Genomic DNA, 20,341 nt, shown 5'->3' with positions numbered 1-20,341 from the left:
GAGCAGCAAGGCATTTATTTTGCAGGAGGCGCGACTTGTCATCGTTTGACTATCTGAAAACGGCTATCCGTCAGCAGGGCCATACGCTGCAACAGGTAGCGGAAGCCAGCGGGATGACCAAAGGCTATCTTAGCCAGCTGCTGAATGCGAAAATTAAAAGTCCCAGCGCGCAAAAGCTGGAGGCGCTGCACCGCTTTCTTGGCCTGGAGTTTCCACGTCGCGAAAAAACGGTCGGCGTAGTGTTTGGTAAGTTTTATCCGCTCCATACCGGCCATATCTACCTGATCCAGCGTGCAGCCAGCCAGGTTGACGAGCTGCATATCATCATGGGCTACGATGAGCCGCGCGACTTACAGCTGTTCGAAAATAGCGCCATGTCGCAGCAGCCGACGATAAGCGACCGCCTGCGCTGGCTGCTGCAGACCTTTAAGTATCAGAAAAACATCCATATTCATTCCTTTAATGAGCAGGGGATGGAGCCTTATCCTCACGGCTGGGACGTCTGGAGCGAAGGCATCAGCGCTTTTATGACCGTTAAAGGCATTAGCGTTGATCGGGTATATACCAGCGAAGAGGGCGATGCGCCGCAGTTTCGCCGCTGGCTGGGAATCGACGCCGTGGTCATCGACCCGCAGCGTTCTTTTATGAATATCAGCGGCGCCCAGATCCGCCACAGTCCCTTCCGCTATTGGGAATACATTCCCACCGAGGTGAAGCCGTTCTTTGTGCGTACCGTTGCTATTCTGGGCGGTGAATCGAGCGGCAAGTCGACGCTGGTAAACAAGCTGGCGAATATCTTTAATACCACCAGCGCTTGGGAGTACGGCCGCGACTACGTGTTTTCCCATCTCGGTGGCGATGAGATGGCCTTGCAGTACTCAGATTATGACAAGATTGCATTGGGTCAGGCTCAATATATTGATTTTGCGGTTAAATATGCCAACAGGGTGGCCTTTGTCGATACCGATTTCGTGACAACTCAGGCGTTCTGCAAGAAGTACGAAGGGCGCGAGCACCCCTTTGTGCAGGCACTGATTGATGAGTATCGTTTTGACTTAGTGATTCTGGTGGAAAACAACGTGCCCTGGGTTGCTGACGGCTTACGCAGCCTGGGGAGTTCGGTCGACCGCAAAGAGTTTCAGGCGCTGCTGGTCAGGCTTCTGGAAGAAAACCATATCGCCTACAGGCACGTTACCGAAGATGACTACGATCGGCGCTTTATGCGCTGTATTGAGCTGGTGCGGGAGATGCTGGGTGAATCGACAGGGCAGTAAAGGTTCACGAGGTGCAGAGTAAAACGGCGGGAAAATCCCGCCGTTTTATTGTTACTTGGTCATACGTTTGTACTTCATGCGTTTTGGCTGCAGCGCTTCGGCGCCCAGGGTACGCTTTTTATACTCTTCATATTCGGTAAAGTTACCTTCGAAGAACTCCACCTTGCCCTCATCCTGATAGTCGATGATATGGGTGGCGATGCGGTCAAGGAACCAGCGGTCATGGGAAATAACCATGGCGCAGCCCGGAAATTCCAGCAGCGCCGTTTCCAGCGCGCGCAGCGTTTCCACGTCGAGATCGTTGGTCGGTTCATCGAGCAGCAGCAGGTTGCCGCCAACTTGCAGCAGCTTGGCCAGATGCAGACGGCCGCGTTCACCGCCGGACAGTTCGCCGACGCGCTTGCCCTGATCGGTGCCTTTAAAGTTAAAGCGGCCGACATAGGCGCGGCTGGGCATTTCAAAGTTGCCGATGCGCATAATGTCCTGACCGCCTGAAACCTCTTCCCAGACGGTTTTCTTATCGTCCATCGCGTCGCGGAACTGGTCTACCGACGCCAGCTTCACGGTATCGCCCAGCTCAATTGAACCGGAATCAGGCTGTTCCTGACCAGACAACATGCGGAAAAGGGTGGATTTACCGGCGCCGTTCGGACCGATAATACCGACGATAGCGCCTTTCGGCAGCGAGAAGCTAAGGTTATCGATCAGCATCCGATCGCCATAGGACTTGCTCAGTTCCTGAACCTCAACCACTTTGTCTCCCAGGCGCGGGCCGGGGGGAATAAACAGTTCGTTGGTTTCGTTGCGCTTCTGATAATCGGTGCTGTTAAGCTCCTCGAAGCGGGCCAGACGCGCTTTGCCCTTCGACTGGCGACCTTTGGCTCCCTGACGTACCCACTCCAGCTCTTTCTCAATTGATTTGCGGCGTGCAGCTTCAGATGAAGCCTCCTGCGCCAGACGCTGGTCTTTTTGCTCCAGCCACGAAGAGTAATTGCCTTCCCAGGGAATGCCCTCGCCACGGTCAAGTTCGAGGATCCAGCCGGCAACGTTATCAAGGAAGTAACGGTCATGGGTGATGGCCACGACGGTACCTTCGAAATCGTGCAGGAAGCGTTCGAGCCAGCCAACCGATTCAGCATCCAGGTGGTTAGTTGGTTCGTCGAGCAGCAGCATGTCCGGCTTTTCCAGCAGCAGGCGGCAGATAGCGACGCGACGGCGCTCCCCTCCGGAGAGGTTTTCAATGTTGGCATCCCAGTCCGGCAGGCGCAGCGCATCGGCCGCGCGCTCCAGCTGGTTATTGAGGTTATGGCCGTCATGGGCATGAATAATTTCTTCCAGCTTACCCTGCTCGGCGGCCAGCTTGTCGAAATCGGCATCAGGGTCGGCATACAGCGCATAGACTTCATCCAGGCGCTTGAGAGCGTTGACGACCTCGGCTACCGCCTCCTCAACCGATTCGCGCACGGTATGCGCCGGATTGAGCTTCGGCTCCTGTGGCAGATAGCCGATCCGGATACCGGGCTGTGGGCGAGCCTCACCTTCGATATCTTTATCAATGCCTGCCATAATGCGCAGCAGGGTGGATTTACCGGCGCCGTTCAGGCCCAGTACGCCGATTTTGGCGCCCGGGAAAAAGCTCAGCGAGATATTTTTCAGAATATGACGCTTCGGCGGGACGACCTTACCGACGCGATGCATGCTATAGACAAATTGAGCCACGTTGCTACAAGCCTCTTGATAATGTGGTGGGTTGGGCGAAGCATGCCCACACTGAATCCGAAGTTTAGCCGTTTTCGCCACTTAATCACAGCGATGTGCCAGACGACTTGCGCGATCTGAGCGGATGACGAACTCTGTTTGATTTTTGGTCGCTTATGCGGCTATGCTGATTTTCGCCTTATAAACCAGGGAGATATCCATGAAAGTATTGATTGGTGCTGAAGAAAACGCCTGGGGCGGAATGATTCAGCAATTCCGTCAGATGTTACCGGATGTGGAATTCATTGCTTCTGCCGGCCATGCAGCAACCAGTCTGGCGGGGTTTGATGTGCTGATCCCTGGCATGGCCGATGTGACGGAGACGCTGCTGAAAACGGCCGATCGGCTGCAGCTTATTCAGCAGGCCGGGGCCGGGCTGGAACGTGTCGATCTGGACGCGGCCGGGCGGCTTGGCATCGCGGTGGCTAACGTTCCCTCCGCCAGCTCCGGTAACGCCGATTCGGTGGCGGAGCTGGGGGTTTGGCTGATGCTGGGTCTGGCGCGCCGCAGCAATGAAATACCGGCAGTGATTGCCGGCCAACAGCTTGGCGTACCGGTAGGGATGGCGCTGAAAGGAAAAACCGTCGGGCTGGTGGGGCTGGGCGGTATCGGTAAAGCGCTCGCCAGACGCCTGACGGGTTTTGATATGCATCTGATAGGCGTTAAGCGTAGCGCCGACCAGCAGTTTGCCCGCGACCATGGCCTGGCGTGGCTGGGAACCATGGATCAGCTACCCGAGCTTTTGTCCGCATCGGATTTTGTCATTCTCAGCCTGCCGGATAATCCGGAAACCCACCATATTATTGATGAAACGGCTTTGGCGTGGATGAAATCCGGCAGCTTTCTGATCAATCTTGGCCGTGGCGGCCTGATTGATAAAGCGCCTTTTCTGGCTGCGCTGGAAGTGGGGCATCTGGCTGGCGCCGGACTGGATGTTTTCTGGCAGGAGCCGGTTGCGCCTGATGATGCGCTGTTTCAGTACAATATTATCGCCACCCCGCATATCGCCGGCGTAACGGATATTTCGCTGGCCGGCAATGTAAGCGGCGTATGCGACAATATCCGGCGCCTGCGCGATGGTGAAGCGTTGCAAAATCGCTGGGTGTAAGCACTAACGTTCAGTCGTCGGCAACCGCCAGCTGCACCTGGTGTTCGGCCAGCTGGCGGCTTAACTCCGTCGACGGAGACGGAGGAAGATCGCTAATCAGCATATCGAACAGCGACAAATCGCCGATCCTGGCCGGCAGTACCTTATTGTATTTGGTGCTGTCGGCAACCAGAATCGACGTACCGGCCCGCTGCAACGCCTGGTGCTTTATGGGAAGTTCATTCAGGTTATAGCAGGTTACCCCCTGGCTTACATCAATGCCCGCAGCGGAAATAAAGGCTTTATCAGGGCAAAGCGTTTCCAGCAGGCTGACCGGGCCAAGCGGCATAAAAATAGCGTTATCGGCGGAGAATTCGCCACCGCTGAGCAATACCCGGCAGGCGGGCTTTTCCTTCAGGGCGATAAAGGTATTCATGGCGCAGCAGATGGCGGTAAATGGCAGCTCGTCCGGAATGGCGTCAATAATCCAGGGCATGGTGGTGCCGCAGTCGAAAAATAGAATGTCATCTGCCTGGATTAAACCTGCGGCAACCTCTGCCAGCCGACGTTTGCGCGCGACGTTCTGTGATTGCTGATCGGAAACGAAATAGTGGTGCTGATGATGGCGCAGATTGCTAACAACATAGCCGCCAAGCAGCACCACGCCGGCGCTTTCTTCGCTCATATCGCGGCGTATGGTCATTTCTGATACGCCAAGCAGGCGGGCTGCCTCTTTAAGATGTATTTTATCAGTGCGCTTAAGCGCATGGGTCAGCTTGCTGATGCGTTCATCGCGCCGGTTTTCCATGATAGCGTCGTCCAGTTCCCGTGTTGTCAGGGCGTCAGGCCACTATACAGCTAACGCCGCTGGCCGCAAACCGCTGCTATTTGACGATACGGACTGGCATGCTTTCTCACACGTCTTTACAGACCGCCAGTGAACCCCCGGCTACAGCGAGAGGTCAACGGTAGCAGACAAATTTTCATCATCGTCATGGCAACCGGGGCGCCGCCTGGTTAGCATGAGACCCGATAACCTTAAACGTTAACTTTATTCCGGCGCAGCAGAAGAGGAAGGTCATGGTAGACAAATGGCAGTGGTGGGTGACGGGCGCCTGTATGGCGCTGGTGGTTGGAACCGCCCGGGCAGATTCGCTTGAGGCGCAGCGCGACCGCTATCAGCAGATCAAACAAGCCTGGGATAGCAACCAGATGGACCGGGTTCAGCAGCTGATGCCGGGCTTGCGCGACTATCCGCTCTATCCTTATTTTGAATACCGATTGCTGGCGCAGAATCTGCAAAATGAGACCAGTCTCGCCGTGCGTCAGTTTATTCAGCGCTACCCGACGTTACCCCCGGTGCGTACCCTCGACTCACGCTTTGTTAACGAATTAGCAAGGCGTCAGGACTGGCAGGGCCTGCTGAGCTTCAGCCCGGAAGAGCCAAAGCCGGTTGCTGCGCGCTGTAACTGGTACTATGCCAAATGGGCCACCGGCCAGCAGCAGGTCGCCTGGCGCGGGGCAAAAGATATCTGGCTGCGGGGGACTGCGCTGCCTGGCGCCTGTGATAATTTATTTAACGTCTGGCACGCTGCCGGACAGCAGACCGCCGATGCTACGCTGGAGCGCATTCGCCTGGCGATGAAAGCCGGTAACGGCAGTCTGGTTAACTACCTTGCCAAGCAGCTGCCGGACGACTACAAAACCATCGCCGATGCGATCATCGCCTTACAAAACGATCCGGATTCAGTAGAAAACTTTGCCGCTACGGCAGGCCCCACCGATTTTACCCGCCAGATGACCAGCTTCGCCTTTGCCCGCATGGCGCGCCAGAACCCGGAATATGCCCGCTCAATGATCCCAACGCTGGCGCGGTTGCAAAAAATGAGCAACGAAGAAACCCAGGATTTGAAAGAGGCGGTCGCCTGGCGTCTGATGGGGGCTGATGTAACTTCCGAGCAGGCGCGCTGGCGCGACGGCGTGGTCATGGACAGCGAGTCGGTGTCTTTGATCGAGCGGCGGATACGTATGGCGCTGGCTGCTAACGATCGCCGTGGCCTGAACACCTGGCTGGCGCGTCTGCCGATCGAAGCAAAAGAGAAGGATGAATGGCAGTACTGGCAGGCTGATTTGCTGCTGTCTCAGGGACGTAAGGACGAAGCGGATGCGATGCTGCGCAAGCTGATGCAGGGGCGGGGGTTCTATCCGATGGTGGCGGCGCAGCGACTGGGCGTGACTTATCCGCTGCGCATTGACCAGGCACCGGCGGCAAGAGATGACGTCAGTCAGGGCGCGGTGCTGGCACGGGTACGCGAGTTGATGTACTGGGGGATGGATAACCTGGCGCGCAGCGAGTGGAGTTCGCTGGTCGCCAGTAAACCTTCATCGCAACAGCAGCAGCTGGCAAGCTATGCGCTGAAGCACGGCTGGTGGGATCTCAGCGTGCAGGCGACGATAACCGGCAAGCTGTGGAATAATCTGACCGAGCGCTTCCCGCTGGCGTGGCGCGATGAATTCACCCGTTATACCCGCGATAAAGCGATTCCGGAAAGCTACGCCATGGCGATTGCCCGCCAGGAAAGCGCCTGGAATCCGAAGGCGCGCTCGCCGGTGGGCGCTTCCGGGCTGATGCAGCTGATGCCGGCAACGGCTGCGCATACTGCGAAGATGTTCAGCGTTTCGGACTATGTTAACAGCAGCCAGCTGTTTGACCCGCAAACCAATATCGAACTGGGAACCCAGTACCTGGATTATGTTTACCGGCAGTTTGGTAATAACCGCATCTTCTCTTCGGCCGCTTATAATGCAGGGCCGGGAAGGGTTCGCAGCTGGCTGAATGCCAGTTCCGGACGCCTCGATCCGGTCGCTTTTATCGAAACTATTCCCTTTTCGGAAACCCGGCTTTACGTGAAAAATGTGCTGGCCTATGACGCCTATTACCGGCACTTCATGAAACAATCGGATACGCTGTTTTCCGCCGAAGAGTGGCAACGTCATTACTGAAGCGTAAAACTGTGATATGCTGCCGTACTAGTTAACGAGTATGGCAGCGTATATATGTCTCAGCATCCGACTTTTCCCGTCACCGATGAACGACAACATGAAGACTGGCTTCACTTTGTGGAGCTGTTGCAGCAGGCCTATGAAGACGGCCTGCATCTGCCTTTGCTGCAGCTGATGTTGACGCCTGATGAGCGTGAAGCACTGGGGACGCGGCTGCGTATCGTTCAGGAACTGATGCGTGCGCAAATGAGCCAGCGTGAATTGAAAAATGAGCTGGGGGTGGGAATTGCTACCATTACCCGCGGCTCTAACAGCCTGAAAAGCGCGCCGCAGGCGCTGACAAGCTGGCTGGGAGAGCGGCTGCTTCAGCGTGGGTCAGAATCAGCCTGATAAATCGGGTTGTGAAAAGGGCAGAGCGCCAGGATCACCGCCTGATAATAGACGCTGCTGCGGCTAAGGATGCCACCGGTAAACGCGCCGATCGCCCCGCCTTTTTGTTTAATGTTATCGATTCCCGTCAGGCGCGCCATCTCTTCACCCAGCTCTTTGCCTGCGGCAATGCTTTGCACCACCACCTCCGGCAGCATAAAGCTGGCGGAACGTGATTCGCCGCGCTGGGTGTGGTTCTCCACCACGACCCATGCAAAGGCGCTATCCCCTTCGGTACCCGCCTCGATCGCCACCCAAAAATCGGCCTCCGGACGCAGTGCACGCGCATGGGCGACGCGCTGACGCGCACCGGTGAGCGTTTCCAGATTAGTCGTAGGTTGTGAGGCCACGCCGCTGTCGACCTGCACCCCTTCTGTATGGCAGGATCTCTGCTTAAATAAATCGCCGAATCCCTGAGAAATAGCCTGAATTTTGGCAGGATTAGTGGTAGCGGCGATGATATGGTACATAATGGTTTCAACTTATTACGTAAATTTATTGCAGTATAACGGAAAAAAGCATGTTACAGGTTTATCTTGTTCGCCACGGAGAAACGCTGTGGAACACTGAACGGCGCCTGCAAGGGCAGTCAGACAGCCCGCTTACCGCGAATGGCGAACACCAGGCGCGACAGGTAGCTGAGCGCGCCAGAGAGCTGGGTATTACGCATATTATCGCCAGCGATTTAGGGCGTACCCGCCGAACGGCTGAGATCATTGCTGACGCCTGCGGATGTGACGTTCGTGAGGATCCGCGACTGCGCGAACTCAACATGGGCGTACTGGAACAGCGGCCGTTAGCTTCACTGAGCGACGAAGAGGAAGGCTGGCGTCGGGCGCTGGTGGACGGGACGGTTGATGGGCGCATTCCGCAGGGCGAGTCGATGGCGGAAATGTCGGCTCGCATGCATGCGGCGCTCAATGGCTGTCTGGAACTGCCGGAAGGCAGCCGTCCGCTGCTGGTGAGTCACGGAATGGCGCTGGGCGTACTGATTGGCACTATCCTCGGACTGGCGCCTTCAGCAGAGCGTCGTTTGCGTCTGCGCAACTGTTCAATCTCTCGCGTTGATTATCAGCAGAGCCCCTGGCTGGCTCCCGGCTGGGTGGTGGAAACGGCGGGCGAAGTGACCCATCTCGACGGTCCGGCGCTGGACGAACTGCAACGTTAAGCGGGCGTTTAGCCAGCAAAAGTTAGCGGCGCGCTAACGGGCACGCGGGCTGGTCTGGAAGATAAAACGCCCCTTAGCGCTGATGCTGCGGGGCGTTTGCACGGCTGACTCCTCATTACGCGCTTTTGCCAGAGCGCCGTGGTTAACCGGCTTTAGCCTAATAGCGTCTGACGGCGTATAGGAATCAGATAATCACAGCGGATTTCGCTTGGCGGCTCCGCGCGCTTTTTGCCGCCATGGGTGTAAAAGCGTTCGATATCCTGGCCAAAACGGCGCGTCAGACCGAGCGTCGGCATACAGGTGCCGTAAATCATCAGGATAAATTCCTGCAGCGCGCTGGTTGGACCCTCATAGCTAAACTGTACGTATTCGCCCGCTTCCAGCTGCAAAGTCTGGCTGTATTGCAGGTATTGTGAAATCTGGTTTTCCGGCACCGCGGTGGTGTAGAGGATTTCCTGCTCGTCGTCTTTCTCTTTGCTGGCTCGCACCTGATGCAGACCGTACAGCACCGGCGGAACGGTATCGGTTTCCTGCAGAAATTGTTTCCAGAAATGCATTCGCATTTCATCACGATAAAAAGATATCTGCTCAAGGGTGCAGGTATAGCTTTGCGTCTGGCCGACCAGCTGCATCTCCGGCAGGGTGACATAAACCGGTTCAGGCAGCTTAAATTCGTCCAGGCGAATCGGCGGGCGCAAGCCAAAAGAATTCCAGTCTGAAGCGCGGCGATACCAGGCAGGGGTCTGATTAAACTGTTTTTTAAAGGCGCGGGTAAACGTCTGCTGCGAATCAAAGCGGTATTGCAACGCGATATCCAGTATCGGTCGGCTGGTCAGACGCAACGCAACGGCGGCTTTTGACAGACGGCGAGCCCGGATATACGCGCCGATCGCATGGCCCGTTACGTCTTTAAACATCCTTTGCAGATGCCATTTGGAATAGCCTGCTTTCGCTGCAACGTTGTCAAGCGATAAGGGCAGATCCAAGTGGCTCTCCAGCCATACAAGCAAATCACGAATGATACTGGCTTGGTCCATAACCGTCCTCAATTTTTTGATCCTGGCGTGCCGCTGTAACTGCCGGAATAGTAGCATTGTTTGTAAAAAACATTTCGCTATCGAGTATTACGGAATGTGTTTATCAACTGCTTATGTTATTAATCCGACCGTTGGCGTTACATTTTAGTTGTATCAATGTGGCTAACTTACAATGATGTTGGTTTTACTGGCAATGGTAAGGTTATGAAAATATATAAAAGCATAATAGTTTCAATAGTAATGATGGCCTCTGCGGCAGCGCATGCTGAAGAAATTGGCTCGGTGGATACCGTATTTAAGCTGTTTGGCCCGGATCATAAAATTGTCGTAGAGGCTTTTGATGACCCAGAGGTGAAAAATGTAACTTGTTATATCAGCAGGGCAAAAACCGGCGGCATTAAAGGTGGGTTAGGCCTGGCTGAGGATACGTCAGATGCGGCTATCTCCTGTCAGCAGGTAGGGCCGGTGGCGTTATCGGATAAAATTGCCCAGGGCAAAGCGCAGGGTGAGGTGGTATTCCGCCAACGTACCTCATTGATTTTTAAAAAGCTGCAGGTAGTACGGTTTTATGATGCTAAGCGCCATGCGCTGGTGTACCTGAGCTATTCCGATAAGGTGGTGGAGGGATCGCCGAAAAACGCGCTGAGCGCGGTGCCGATTATGCCATGGCATGAATAACAATCCGGCAGGGCTGATTAAAGTCAGCCCTGCCGGTGAGGATTATTCCTGCAGATCGCCGCAGAAACGATAGCCTTCACCGTGAATGGTGGCGATAATTTCCGGCGTATCCGGCGTGGATTCAAAATGTTTACGGATGCGGCGGATGGTGACGTCGACTGTGCGATCGTGCGGTTTTAGCTCGCGTCCGGTCATTTTCTTCAGCAGATCAGCGCGGGTCTGGATTTTGCCGGGGTTCTCGCAGAAGTGCAGCATGGCGCGAAATTCGCTACGCGGCAGCTTGTACTGTTCGCCCTGCGGACCGATCAGCGAGCGGCTGTTAATATCCAGCTCCCAGCCGTTGAAGCGATAGCTTTCAACCAGCTTGCGTTCTTCACTGCCTACCGCCAGGTTCATCGTACGCGACAGCAGGTTACGGGCGCGGATGGTCAGCTCCCGCGGATTGAAGGGTTTGGTGATGTAGTCATCCGCACCGATTTCCAGGCCGAGGATTTTATCCACTTCGTTATCACGACCGGTCAGAAACATCAGCGCGACGTTAGCCTGTTCACGCAGTTCACGCGCCAGCAACAAGCCATTTTTGCCCGGTAAATTGATGTCCATAATTACCAGATTGACGTCGTTTTCCGTCAAAATATGATGCATTTCGGCACCGTCCGTAGCTTCATACACCATGTAGCCTTCGGCCTCAAAAATACTCTTGAGTGTATTACGAGTGACTAACTCGTCTTCAACGATCAGAATGTGCGGGGTCTGCATGAGTTCGCTACCTAAAATTGCCAACAAAAACGATACCAGAAAATTCGTCGCCTGCTGAGTGGGATACACTTATATAGCGACGAGGCGAAAATTATATTGCACGTTATAACATTTGGATCACCAACATCTGCTTAACGATGTTACTGAAAGACTCCGGAACATGAATATCCGCCTGGCGACCATCCTATCCTATTAACAGCAATATAACAGCAGGGACTACATCCATTAAGTACAAAAATAACGCTAAGTTGACTTATATCAAACCAATTGTAGCATGTTAATAACGGTATGAAAATGCTTAGCAGAATGCCAGCTTAGCTCACAAAAGCGCATGTTTTTCCTGTTTTTTATGCGCACTCCGGATAAGACGCTCATCCACTATTTAACAATGGCTATCCTCATGAAAACAAAAAGATGTATGATGTTTTCTTTGGCAAATAACGGTTGATCCAGCCTTGACGTTATTTGGCCGGTGAATTCGCGCTTTTTAACATGATGATTTTTGAAGTTAATGTAATGTGAAATTTACCGCGTTATTTTGTCCGTCAAAACGTGTCAAAGTATTATATTCATTTATGTCAGATTCAGGGCCGCTATGCAGCTTTCACTTATTCTTGTCTCCCCGGCGCGTCCGGAAAACGTTGGCGCTGCCGCCCGCGCAATGAAAACCATGGGTTTCAGCGATCTTCGACTGGTTGCTACCCAGGCGCACTTGAGTCCGGCGGCGCGCGCCGTTGCGCACGGCGCAAATGATATTCTGGACTCGGCTTCCCTGTGGCCAACCCTGCAAGCGGCGTTAGCCGATGTGGATTTCAGCGTGGCAACCACTGCCCGCAGCCGGGCAAAGTTTCACTACTACGCAACGCCTGCGGAAGTGACCGCTATTCTCAGTGAAAAGCAGCGCTGGACTCAGCGGGCAGCCTTGGTATTTGGACGCGAAGATAGCGGCCTGACCAACGAGGAGCTGGCGCTGGTTGATCTGCTGACGGGCGTCCCCATGGCGCAGGACTACCCATCGCTCAACCTTGGCCAGGCGGTAATGGTCTATTGCTACCAGCTTTCGTCGCTGATTCAGCAACCCGCAGAGGCTGGTGAAGATGCGGATCGGCATCAGCTGGCGGCTCTGCGCCAGCGCGCACATCGTCTTATCGAACGGCTCGGCGTCAGTGACGATGCTAAGCTGGTTGACTGGCTGGATCAGCGCATTGGCTATTTGCAGCAGCGTGACACGGCGATGTTGCATCGACTGCTGCACGATATAGGAAAAAAGCTTATAGATAAAAATATCGCCTGAACGCCATTTTAACAGAGTATTTACCTGGCTAAGGCGGCGGGTTGCCTCATATACCCACTGTTTGCTGACGACTTGCGTTAAGCCATACGGTTGCTGTGAGCCAGCGGTGAGAATAAAAAAATTGACTTCAAGGGCTGATTGCTTTACTTCTGAAAGCCGACAGATTTTCATAACAGACAGATAAATCTACAAACCATGCGTAATCACAGCCTGACTATTACAACCATTATTACCACCACCATTACCACAGGTAACGGTGCGGGCTGACGCATACAGGAAAAATAAAAAATAAAGCCCGCACTTAACCAGTGCGGGTTTTTTTTTCGACTAAATTCAGGAGAGATCAAAACATGCGAGTGCTGAAATTCGGCGGAACCTCGGTGGCAAATGCGGAGCGGTTTCTGCTCGTTGCCAATATTCTGGAAAGCAACGCACGCCAGGGACAGGTGGCAACCGTGCTCTCAGCCCCGGCCAAAATCACTAACCACCTGGTGGCAATGATTGAGAAAACCATCAGCGGTCAGGATGCGCTGCCGAATATCAGCGATGCCGAACGTATCTTCAGCGACCTGCTAAAGGGCCTGGCGCAGGCCCAGCCGGGCTTTGCCTACGACCGACTCAAGGGGATAGTCGACCAGGAATTTGCCCAGCTCAAGCAGGTGCTGCATGGTATCGGTCTGCTGGGACAATGTCCTGATAGCATCAACGCCGCCATCATCTGCCGTGGCGAAAAGCTTTCTATCGCAATAATGGAAGCATTATTGCAGGCGCGTGGCTATGCGGTGAGCGTTATCGATCCCGTTGAGAAGCTGCTGGCCGTCGGCCATTATCTGGAATCTACCGTTGATATCGCCGAGTCAACCCGGCGCATCGCGGCCAGCCAGATCCCCGCACAAAATATGATTCTGATGCCGGGATTCACCGCCGGCAACGAGCAGGGCGAACTGGTGGTGTTAGGGCGTAACGGTTCAGACTATTCGGCGGCGGTGCTGGCTGCCTGCCTGCGCGCCGATTGCTGTGAAATCTGGACTGACGTAGATGGCGTTTATACCTGCGACCCGCGCCAGGTGCCGGACGCACGCTTGCTGAAATCGATGTCTTACCAGGAGGCGATGGAGCTATCTTATTTCGGCGCCAAGGTACTTCATCCGCGTACTATCAGCCCTATCGCCCAGTTCCAGATCCCATGCCTGATTAAAAATACCGCCAACCCGCAGGCGCCAGGTACGCTGATTGGCGGCGACGGCAGCGATGATGAAAACCCGGTTAAGGGCATCACCCATCTGAATAATATGGCAATGTTTAACGTCTCCGGTCCGGGTATGAAGGGGATGGTTGGTATGGCGGCGCGCGTATTTGCCGCGATGTCACGTGCGGGCATATCGGTGGTGTTGATCACGCAATCCTCTTCAGAATACAGCATCAGCTTCTGCGTTCCGCAAAGTGAACAAAAGCGCGCGCGGCGTATTCTGGAAGATGAGTTTTATCTTGAGCTGAAAGATGGCCTGCTGGAGCCGCTGGACGTTATGGAGCGCCTGGCCGTTATCTCGGTGGTTGGCGACGGTATGCGCACACTGCGCGGCTTGTCCGCTAAATTCTTTGCGGCGCTGGCGCGCGCCAATATCAATATTGTTGCCATCGCTCAGGGATCATCCGAACGCTCTATTTCCGTGGTAGTGAATAACGACGACGTCACCACCGGCGTGCGCGTTGTGCATCAGATGTTATTCAATACCGATCAGGTCATCGAAGTTTTTGTTGTCGGCGTTGGCGGCGTTGGCGGCGCGCTTCTCGAACAGCTGCAGCGCCAGCAGCCGTGGCTTAAGAATAAGCATATCGATCTGCGGGTATGTGGTATTGCTAATTCACGGGCGCTGTTAACCAATGTTCACGGCATCGACCTGAGCAACTGGCAGTCAGCGCTCAGCGAGGTTAAAGAGCCTTTTAATCTGGGAAGGCTGATTCGGCTGGTAAAAGAATATCATCTGCTTAACCCGGTTATTGTCGATTGTACCTCCAGCCAGACCGTTGCCGATCAGTATGCTGACTTTCTGGCAAACGGTTTTCATGTGGTCACGCCCAACAAAAAAGCCAACACTTCTTCCTGGAATTATTATCAGCAAATGCGCGCCGCTGCGGCGAAATCACGGCGGAAATTTCTTTATGACACCAACGTCGGCGCCGGGCTACCGGTTATCGAAAACCTGCAAAATCTGCTGAATGCCGGCGACGAGCTGCTGCGCTTCTCTGGCATTCTGTCCGGTTCGCTGTCATTTATTTTTGGCAAACTGGACGAGGGCATTTCCCTGTCGGAAGCAACCCGCATGGCGCGCGAGCTGGGCTATACCGAACCGGATCCCCGCGACGACCTTTCCGGCATGGACGTGGCGCGCAAGGTGCTGATTCTGGCACGTGAAGCCGGATATCAGCTGGAGCTGGAAGATATCGAAATGGAGCCGATGCTGCCACAGGCATTCATCGACATTCCTGATGTCGATACCTTTATGGCGCGTCTGCCGGAGCTGGACGAGACCTTTGCGGCGCGTATTGCCACCGCCCGCGATGCCGGGCAGGTGCTGCGCTTTGTTGGCGAAATCGCCGAAGGCGGCCACTGTAGCGTGAAAATAGCGGCGGTTGACGGCAATCATCCATTGTATAAAGTGAAAGAGGGTGAAAACGCGCTGGCCTTTTACAGCCGTTATTATCAACCGATCCCCATGGTGCTGCGCGGCTATGGCGCCGGTAATGATGTGACGGCGGCAGGCGTGTTTGCCGATCTGCTACGCACGCTTTCCTGGAAGCTGGGAGTCTGAAAATGGTAAAAATTTATGCCCCGGCCTCAATCGGCAATGTGAGCGTTGGATTTGACGTGCTGGGTGCGGCGGTCTCGCCGTTGGACGGCACGCTGCTGGGTGATTGCGTAACCGCCGAAGCGGCCAGCGAGTTCCGCCTGGAGAATAAAGGTCGCTTCGTCAGTAAGCTTCCGCTCGATCCGCAGCAGAATATCGTCTGGCAATGTTGGGATCGCTTCTGCGAGGCGATTGGCGAGCGGGTTCCGGTGGCGCTGACGCTGGAAAAAAATATGCCGATTGGCTCCGGCCTCGGTTCCAGCGCCTGTTCGGTGGTTGCCGGATTAATGGCCATGAACGAATTTTGCGCTAAGCCATTGAGCGATAACCAGCTGCTGTCGTTGATGGGGGAGCTGGAAGGGCGCATTTCAGGCAGCGTTCATTATGATAACGTTGCTCCTTGTTTCCTCGGCGGTATGCAGCTGATGCTGGAGGAAAACGGTATTATCAGCCAGAACGTGCCAGGCTTTGATGACTGGCTATGGGTGATGGCCTATCCGGGGATCAAGGTTTCCACCGCCGAGGCGCGCGCGATTTTACCCGCACAGTATCGCAAAGAGGATTGCATTCGCCACGGTCGCTATCTTGCTGGTTTTATTCACGCTTGCCATACCGCACAGCCTCAGCTGGCGGCAACCTTGATGAAAGATGTGATTGCCGAACCTTATCGCACCCGGCTGCTGCCGGGGTTTGCTGACGCGCGCCAGGCCGCGCAGGAAATCGGGGCGCTGGCCTGCGGGATTTCCGGCTCCGGGCCTACGCTGTTCGCCGTCTGCGATAAGCCGGATACCGCACGCCGGATGGCTGACTGGCTCAGCCAGAACTATGTACAAAACGATGAAGGCTTCGTCCATATTTGCCGCTTAGACACGGCGGGTGCTCGTAAACTGGGATAACGTATGAAACTCTACAATCTTAAGGATCACAACGAACAGGTCAGCTTTAGCCAGGCGGTAAAGCAGGGGCTGGGTCAGCAGCAGGGGCTGTTTTTCCCGCTGGAGCTGCCGGAGTTTGAATTAACTGACATCGATGACATGCTGGAAATGGACTTTGTCAGCCGCAGCAGCAAAATTCTTTCTGCCTATATCGGTGATGAAATCCCGCAGCAGCAGCTGTCTGAACGTCTTAAAGCGGCGTTTACCTTCCCGGCACCGCTAAGCCGGGTAACCGATGATATTGCCTGCCTGGAGTTATTTCATGGCCCGACGCTGGCATTCAAAGACTTCGGCGGGCGTTTTATGGCGCAGATGCTGCAATACGTCAGCGACAGCGCAGAGCAAATCACCATTCTGACAGCGACCTCCGGTGATACCGGCGCCGCCGTTGCGCATGCTTTTTACGGCATGGAAAACGTGCGGGTAGTGATCCTGTATCCGCAGGGCAAAATCAGTCCGCTGCAGGAGAAACTGTTCTGCACGCTGGGCGGTAATATCCAGACGATCGCCGTTGATGGTGACTTTGATGCCTGTCAGTCTCTGGTTAAGCAGGCGTTTGACGATGAAAATCTGCGTAAAACGGTAGGTCTTAACTCGGCTAATTCGATTAATATCAGCCGACTGCTGGCGCAGATTTGCTACTACTTTGAGGCGGTGGCGCAACTGCCGCAGGAAAAGCGTAATCAACTGGTCATTTCGGTTCCCAGCGGCAACTTTGGCGATTTAACTGCGGGTCTGCTGGCTAAGTCTCTCGGCTTGCCGGTGAAACGCTTTATCGCCGCCACCAACGCCAATGATACCGTGCCGCGCTTTCTAAAAAATAATGCCTGGGAGCCGAATAAGACGGTGGCAACGCTCTCCAACGCCATGGACGTCAGTCAGCCGAACAACTGGCCGCGCGTGGAGGAACTCTATCGGCGCAAAACCTGGCGGCTGAGCGAACTGGTCAGCGCTTCGGTGGATGACGAGACTACCCGCCAGGCGATGCGCGAGCTTAACGACCTTGGCTATGTTTCCGAACCCCATGCGGCAATCGCCTGGCGCCTGCTGCGTGATAATTTGCAGGAAGGCGAGTTCGGCCTGTTCCTCGGCACGGCTCATCCGGCCAAGTTCAACGAGAGCGTTGAGGCGATCCTCGGTCAGCCACTGGCTCTGCCGCAGGCGCTGGCTGACCGAGCGGAGCTGCCGCTGCTTTCCCATGAGATGGCGGATGATTTCGCGGCGCTGCGTGATTTTCTGCTGAACAAATAGCGCGGCTCCCGCTTTGACGCGGGCGCGTTGCGTAATCAGGGCCCCGATCACCCGTCGGGGCCTGGCTTAAGCCGAAGCCCCGGGGTCAGGCAGACTCAGGGCGCTTAAATACCAGCGCGTCGTCGTCGCTGCTTTGTGCATCAAAGCGATACCCTTCCAGATCGAAATCTTTAAGCTGCTCTGGCTTCGTCACCCGCTGTTGAATAATGAAACGGCTCATCAGCCCGCGCGCTTTCTTGGCATAAAAGCTGATTACTTTGAACTTGCCGTTTTTCTCATCAAGAAAGACCGGCTTAATGACGCGCCCCTGCAGCTTCTGCACTTTTACCGCTTTAAAGTATTCATCAGAGGCCAGGTTGATCAGGACACTGTCCCCTTGCTCCGCAAGCGTCGCGTTCAGCTTTTGCGTAATGGTATCGCCCCAGAAGCTGTAAAGATCGCTGCCGGCCGGATTTTTCAGCTTGATGCCCATTTCCAGCCGGTAGGGCTGCATCAGATCGAGCGGGCGCAGCACGCCATACAGCCCTGACAGCATGCGCAGATGCTGCTGGGCAAAGTCAAAATCTGCCGCGCTGAAGCTTTCAGCCTGCAACCCGGTATAAACATCGCCCTTGAACGCCAGTAAGGCCTGACGGGCATTATCCGGCGTGAAATCGGGCTGCCAGTCATTAAAACGGTTTGCATTCAGCGTCGCCAGCTTATCGCTGATATGCATCAGGGAACCGATCTCTGCTGGCGTCAGCTTGCGCGCTACCTTGATCAGCTTCTGCGATTGATCGAGTAGTTCGGGTTGAGTAAAGCGGGTAGTTGCCAGTGGCGATTCATAATCGAGCGTTTTAGCCGGTGAAATAACCAGTAACATGGTCGCATCCTTTAAAAAATAGCTACCGCAGGCAGCGAATTCGGCAAAGGAATACTCTAACAAAAAAGCGGCCCGGCAGGTGTAATTGCTGCAATAAGCCATGCTGACCGTTTAGTTGGCTTTTGATGCTGCGTGGCATGCATGTAGCCTTACCTTGCGCCATCAGGCTTAAGTGATATTATCCCCACAGACATTTTCAACACTCCCGATGTATCAACTTTGATGAGAATGACAACTATGACGGACAAATTGACTTCCTTACGCCAGCTAACTACCGTTGTCGCCGACACCGGTGATATCGCGGCGATGAAGCTGTACAAACCGCAGGACGCTACCACCAACCCTTCGCTTATTCTCAATGCCGCACAGATCCCTGAATATCGTAAGCTGATCGATGAAGCCGTAGCCTGGGCGCGGGATCAGAGCAGCAGCAAAGAGGAACAGATTCAGTACGCGTCTGACAAGCTGGCGGTGAATATCGGCCTGGAAATCCTCAAGCTTATCCCAGGCCGTATTTCGACCGAGGTGGACGCCCGCCTTTCTTACGATACCGAAGGAAGCATCGACAAGGCGCGCAGCCTGATCAAACTGTACAACGATGCGGGTATCAGCAACGATCGCATCCTGATCAAGCTGGCTTCTACCTGGCAGGGCATTCGTGCCGCTGAACAGCTGGAAAAAGAGGGCATTAACTGTAACCTGACCCTGCTGTTTTCTTTCTCTCAGGCGCGCGCCTGTGCTGAAGCCGGGGTATTCTTAATCTCTCCGTTCGTTGGCCGTATCCTTGACTGGTACAAAGCCAACACCGACAAGAAAGAGTACGCGGCTCATGAAGATCCGGGCGTGGTATCGGTAACGGAAATTTACGACTACTACAAACAGCACGGCTATGAAACCGTGGTGATGGGCGCCAGCTTCCGCAATTCAGGTGAAATCCTTGAGCTGGCCGGCTGCGACCGTTTGACCATTTCTCCGGGCCTGCTGAAAGAGCTGGCCGAGAGCGAAGGCAGCATCGAACGCAAACTGTCTTACAAAGGCGAAGTCAAAGCGCGCCCGGCGAAGATGACCGAGTCGGCGTTCCTCTGGCAGCATAATCAGGATCCGATGGCGGTTGATAAACTGGCCCAGGGTATCCGCAATTTTGCTATTGACCAGGGCAAACTTGAGAAAATGATTGCAGATCTGCTGTAATCGCTATCAGGCGGCCCACCCGGGTCGCCTGGTTTACGTTATATTCCTGTAGCACGTTGTATTCTTCCCAGCTTCACGCCTCCTTTAAATTATGCTGCGCGTTATATTGACGGCAGGCCGGATATCACGGTGACGCTATGACAAAATTACGTATAGGATTGATTTCCGTTTCGGACCGCGCCGCGAACGGCGTTTATCAGGATCAGGGGCTGCCGGCGCTGGAAGCCTGGTTGCAAAAGGCCTTAACCACGCCTTTCGAGACAGAGCACAGGTTGATTCCCGATGAGCAGCCGATGATTGAGCAGGCGCTGCGCGAGCTGGTTGATGAGCATTTTTGTCATCTGGTTCTCACCACTGGCGGAACCGGTCCGGCGCGACGCGACGTGACGCCTGACGCGACCCTGGCGGTTGCCGATCGCGAAATGCCGGGTTTTGGTGAACAAATGCGGCAGATTAGCCTCAACTTTGTTCCTACCGCTATTCTCTCGCGCCAGGTTGCCGTCATCCGCAAGCAGTCGCTGATCATTAACCTGCCGGGACAGCCAAAATCAGTGCAGGAAACCCTGGAAGGGCTTAAAGCCACGGCCGACCGTAAGGCGGTGCCCGGTATTTTCGCCAGCGTTCCCTACTGTATTCAACTGCTGGACGGCCCCTATATTGAAACCGATCCACAGGTCGTGGCGTCTTTTCGTCCTAAAAGTGCGATGCGCCAGACAAATTCCTGAATATCAGGCATTTCAGGGAGAAAATTCAGCGCCTGGGGTGT

The 20,341-nt window shown here is 54.7% G+C and carries 19 protein-coding genes and 1 other annotated feature; of the genes, 13 read left to right on the top strand and 6 right to left on the bottom strand.

Annotated elements, in window-relative coordinates; genetic code table 11:
* The first annotated feature begins 35 nt into the window (after positions 1–35).
* Entirely contained in the window at positions 36–1,274 is a 1,239-nt protein-coding gene (gene nadR, locus BTJ39_RS11370) for a multifunctional transcriptional regulator/nicotinamide-nucleotide adenylyltransferase/ribosylnicotinamide kinase NadR (protein WP_078002811.1), read from the top strand.
* Between the two features lie 51 nt (positions 1,275–1,325).
* Here nadR and ettA read toward each other — a convergent pair whose 3' ends face one another.
* The gene (gene ettA / locus BTJ39_RS11365) at positions 1,326–2,993 is read right to left on the bottom strand and encodes an energy-dependent translational throttle protein EttA (RefSeq protein ID WP_078002810.1); all 1,668 of its coding nucleotides are present in this window, start codon (positions 2,991–2,993) and stop codon (positions 1,326–1,328) included.
* A gap of 199 nt (positions 2,994–3,192) precedes the next feature.
* Here ettA and BTJ39_RS11360 point away from each other — a divergent pair, with 199 nt between their 5' ends.
* Positions 3,193–4,140 carry a 2-hydroxyacid dehydrogenase gene (locus BTJ39_RS11360; RefSeq protein ID WP_078002809.1) on the top strand — a complete coding sequence of 316 codons (948 nt, stop codon included), beginning with the start codon at positions 3,193–3,195 and terminating at the stop codon, positions 4,138–4,140.
* A 10-nt stretch (positions 4,141–4,150) separates the two neighbouring features.
* On the opposite strand, the gene deoR is transcribed toward BTJ39_RS11360, so the two are convergent.
* Positions 4,151–4,927: a DNA-binding transcriptional repressor DeoR gene (deoR, locus tag BTJ39_RS11355; RefSeq protein WP_078002808.1), complete on the bottom strand. Its 777-nt coding sequence runs from the start codon at positions 4,925–4,927 to the stop codon at positions 4,151–4,153.
* 272 nt (positions 4,928–5,199) lie between these two features.
* Here deoR and sltY point away from each other — a divergent pair, with 272 nt between their 5' ends.
* Both sltY and trpR read left to right on the top strand, forming a co-directional pair.
* Positions 5,200–7,122, top strand: a complete 1,923-nt coding sequence (gene sltY, locus BTJ39_RS11350) for a murein transglycosylase (protein ID WP_078002807.1) — start codon at positions 5,200–5,202, stop codon at positions 7,120–7,122.
* A gap of 54 nt (positions 7,123–7,176) precedes the next feature.
* Entirely contained in the window at positions 7,177–7,512 is a 336-nt protein-coding gene (gene trpR / locus BTJ39_RS11345) for a trp operon repressor (protein ID WP_078002806.1), read from the top strand.
* On the opposite strand, the gene yjjX is transcribed toward trpR, so the two are convergent.
* Complete coding sequence (yjjX, locus tag BTJ39_RS11340; protein ID WP_078002805.1) at positions 7,488–8,021, bottom strand: inosine/xanthosine triphosphatase; 534 nt, start codon at positions 8,019–8,021, stop codon at positions 7,488–7,490. The two genes, trpR and yjjX, sit on opposite strands and share 25 nt — an antisense overlap.
* A gap of 50 nt (positions 8,022–8,071) precedes the next feature.
* Between yjjX and gpmB the strand changes: the two genes are divergently transcribed.
* Entirely contained in the window at positions 8,072–8,719 is a 648-nt protein-coding gene (gene gpmB, locus BTJ39_RS11335) for a 2,3-diphosphoglycerate-dependent phosphoglycerate mutase GpmB (RefSeq protein WP_078002804.1), read from the top strand.
* 152 nt (positions 8,720–8,871) lie between these two features.
* Here gpmB and robA read toward each other — a convergent pair whose 3' ends face one another.
* A complete protein-coding gene (gene robA / locus BTJ39_RS11330) occupies positions 8,872–9,756 on the bottom strand; it encodes an MDR efflux pump AcrAB transcriptional activator RobA (RefSeq protein WP_078002803.1) in 885 nt (294 codons plus the stop codon).
* A gap of 204 nt (positions 9,757–9,960) precedes the next feature.
* Between robA and creA the strand changes: the two genes are divergently transcribed.
* A complete protein-coding gene (gene creA / locus BTJ39_RS11325) occupies positions 9,961–10,434 on the top strand; it encodes a protein CreA (protein ID WP_078002802.1) in 474 nt (157 codons plus the stop codon).
* Positions 10,435–10,476: 42 nt separating this feature from the next.
* Here the strand turns inward: creA and arcA are convergent, their stop codons facing one another.
* Positions 10,477–11,193, bottom strand: a complete 717-nt coding sequence (gene arcA, locus BTJ39_RS11320) for a two-component system response regulator ArcA (protein WP_078002801.1) — start codon at positions 11,191–11,193, stop codon at positions 10,477–10,479.
* A gap of 595 nt (positions 11,194–11,788) precedes the next feature.
* Here arcA and BTJ39_RS11315 point away from each other — a divergent pair.
* The 5 genes from BTJ39_RS11315 to thrC all read left to right on the top strand — a co-directional run bounded on the left by BTJ39_RS11315 (position 11,789) and on the right by thrC (position 17,522).
* A complete protein-coding gene (locus BTJ39_RS11315; RefSeq protein ID WP_078002800.1) occupies positions 11,789–12,487 on the top strand; it encodes a tRNA/rRNA methyltransferase in 699 nt (232 codons plus the stop codon).
* 195 nt (positions 12,488–12,682) lie between these two features.
* Complete coding sequence (thrL, locus tag BTJ39_RS25405; RefSeq protein WP_078002850.1) at positions 12,683–12,754, top strand: thr operon leader peptide; 72 nt, start codon at positions 12,683–12,685, stop codon at positions 12,752–12,754.
* Positions 12,690–12,812: a sequence feature (Thr leader region), on the top strand. (Overlaps the previous gene by 65 nt.)
* A gap of 25 nt (positions 12,813–12,837) precedes the next feature.
* The gene (gene thrA / locus BTJ39_RS11305; protein WP_078002799.1) at positions 12,838–15,300 is read left to right on the top strand and encodes a bifunctional aspartate kinase/homoserine dehydrogenase I; all 2,463 of its coding nucleotides are present in this window, start codon (positions 12,838–12,840) and stop codon (positions 15,298–15,300) included.
* Between the two features lie 2 nt (positions 15,301–15,302).
* On the top strand, positions 15,303–16,232 hold the full coding sequence (thrB, locus tag BTJ39_RS11300; protein ID WP_078002798.1) for a homoserine kinase: 930 nt from the start codon (positions 15,303–15,305) through the stop codon (positions 16,230–16,232).
* Between the two features lie 3 nt (positions 16,233–16,235).
* A complete protein-coding gene (thrC, locus tag BTJ39_RS11295) occupies positions 16,236–17,522 on the top strand; it encodes a threonine synthase (RefSeq protein WP_078002797.1) in 1,287 nt (428 codons plus the stop codon).
* A gap of 85 nt (positions 17,523–17,607) precedes the next feature.
* Here thrC and yaaA read toward each other — a convergent pair whose 3' ends face one another.
* Entirely contained in the window at positions 17,608–18,384 is a 777-nt protein-coding gene (yaaA, locus tag BTJ39_RS11290; protein ID WP_078002849.1) for a peroxide stress protein YaaA, read from the bottom strand.
* 237 nt (positions 18,385–18,621) lie between these two features.
* Between yaaA and tal the strand changes: the two genes are divergently transcribed.
* Together tal and mog are read left to right on the top strand one after the other, a co-directional pair.
* Positions 18,622–19,575: a transaldolase gene (gene tal / locus BTJ39_RS11285; RefSeq protein ID WP_078002796.1), complete on the top strand. Its 954-nt coding sequence runs from the start codon at positions 18,622–18,624 to the stop codon at positions 19,573–19,575.
* 137 nt (positions 19,576–19,712) lie between these two features.
* Complete coding sequence (gene mog, locus BTJ39_RS11280; RefSeq protein WP_078002795.1) at positions 19,713–20,300, top strand: molybdopterin adenylyltransferase; 588 nt, start codon at positions 19,713–19,715, stop codon at positions 20,298–20,300.
* Positions 20,301–20,341 lie beyond the last annotated feature (41 nt).

This window comes from Izhakiella australiensis (assembly GCF_002006995.1).
Lineage (GTDB): Bacteria > Pseudomonadota > Gammaproteobacteria > Enterobacterales > Enterobacteriaceae > Izhakiella > Izhakiella australiensis.
The sequence above is the reverse complement of the archived record's forward strand: the minus strand, read 5'-3'. Positions and strand labels throughout refer to the sequence as shown.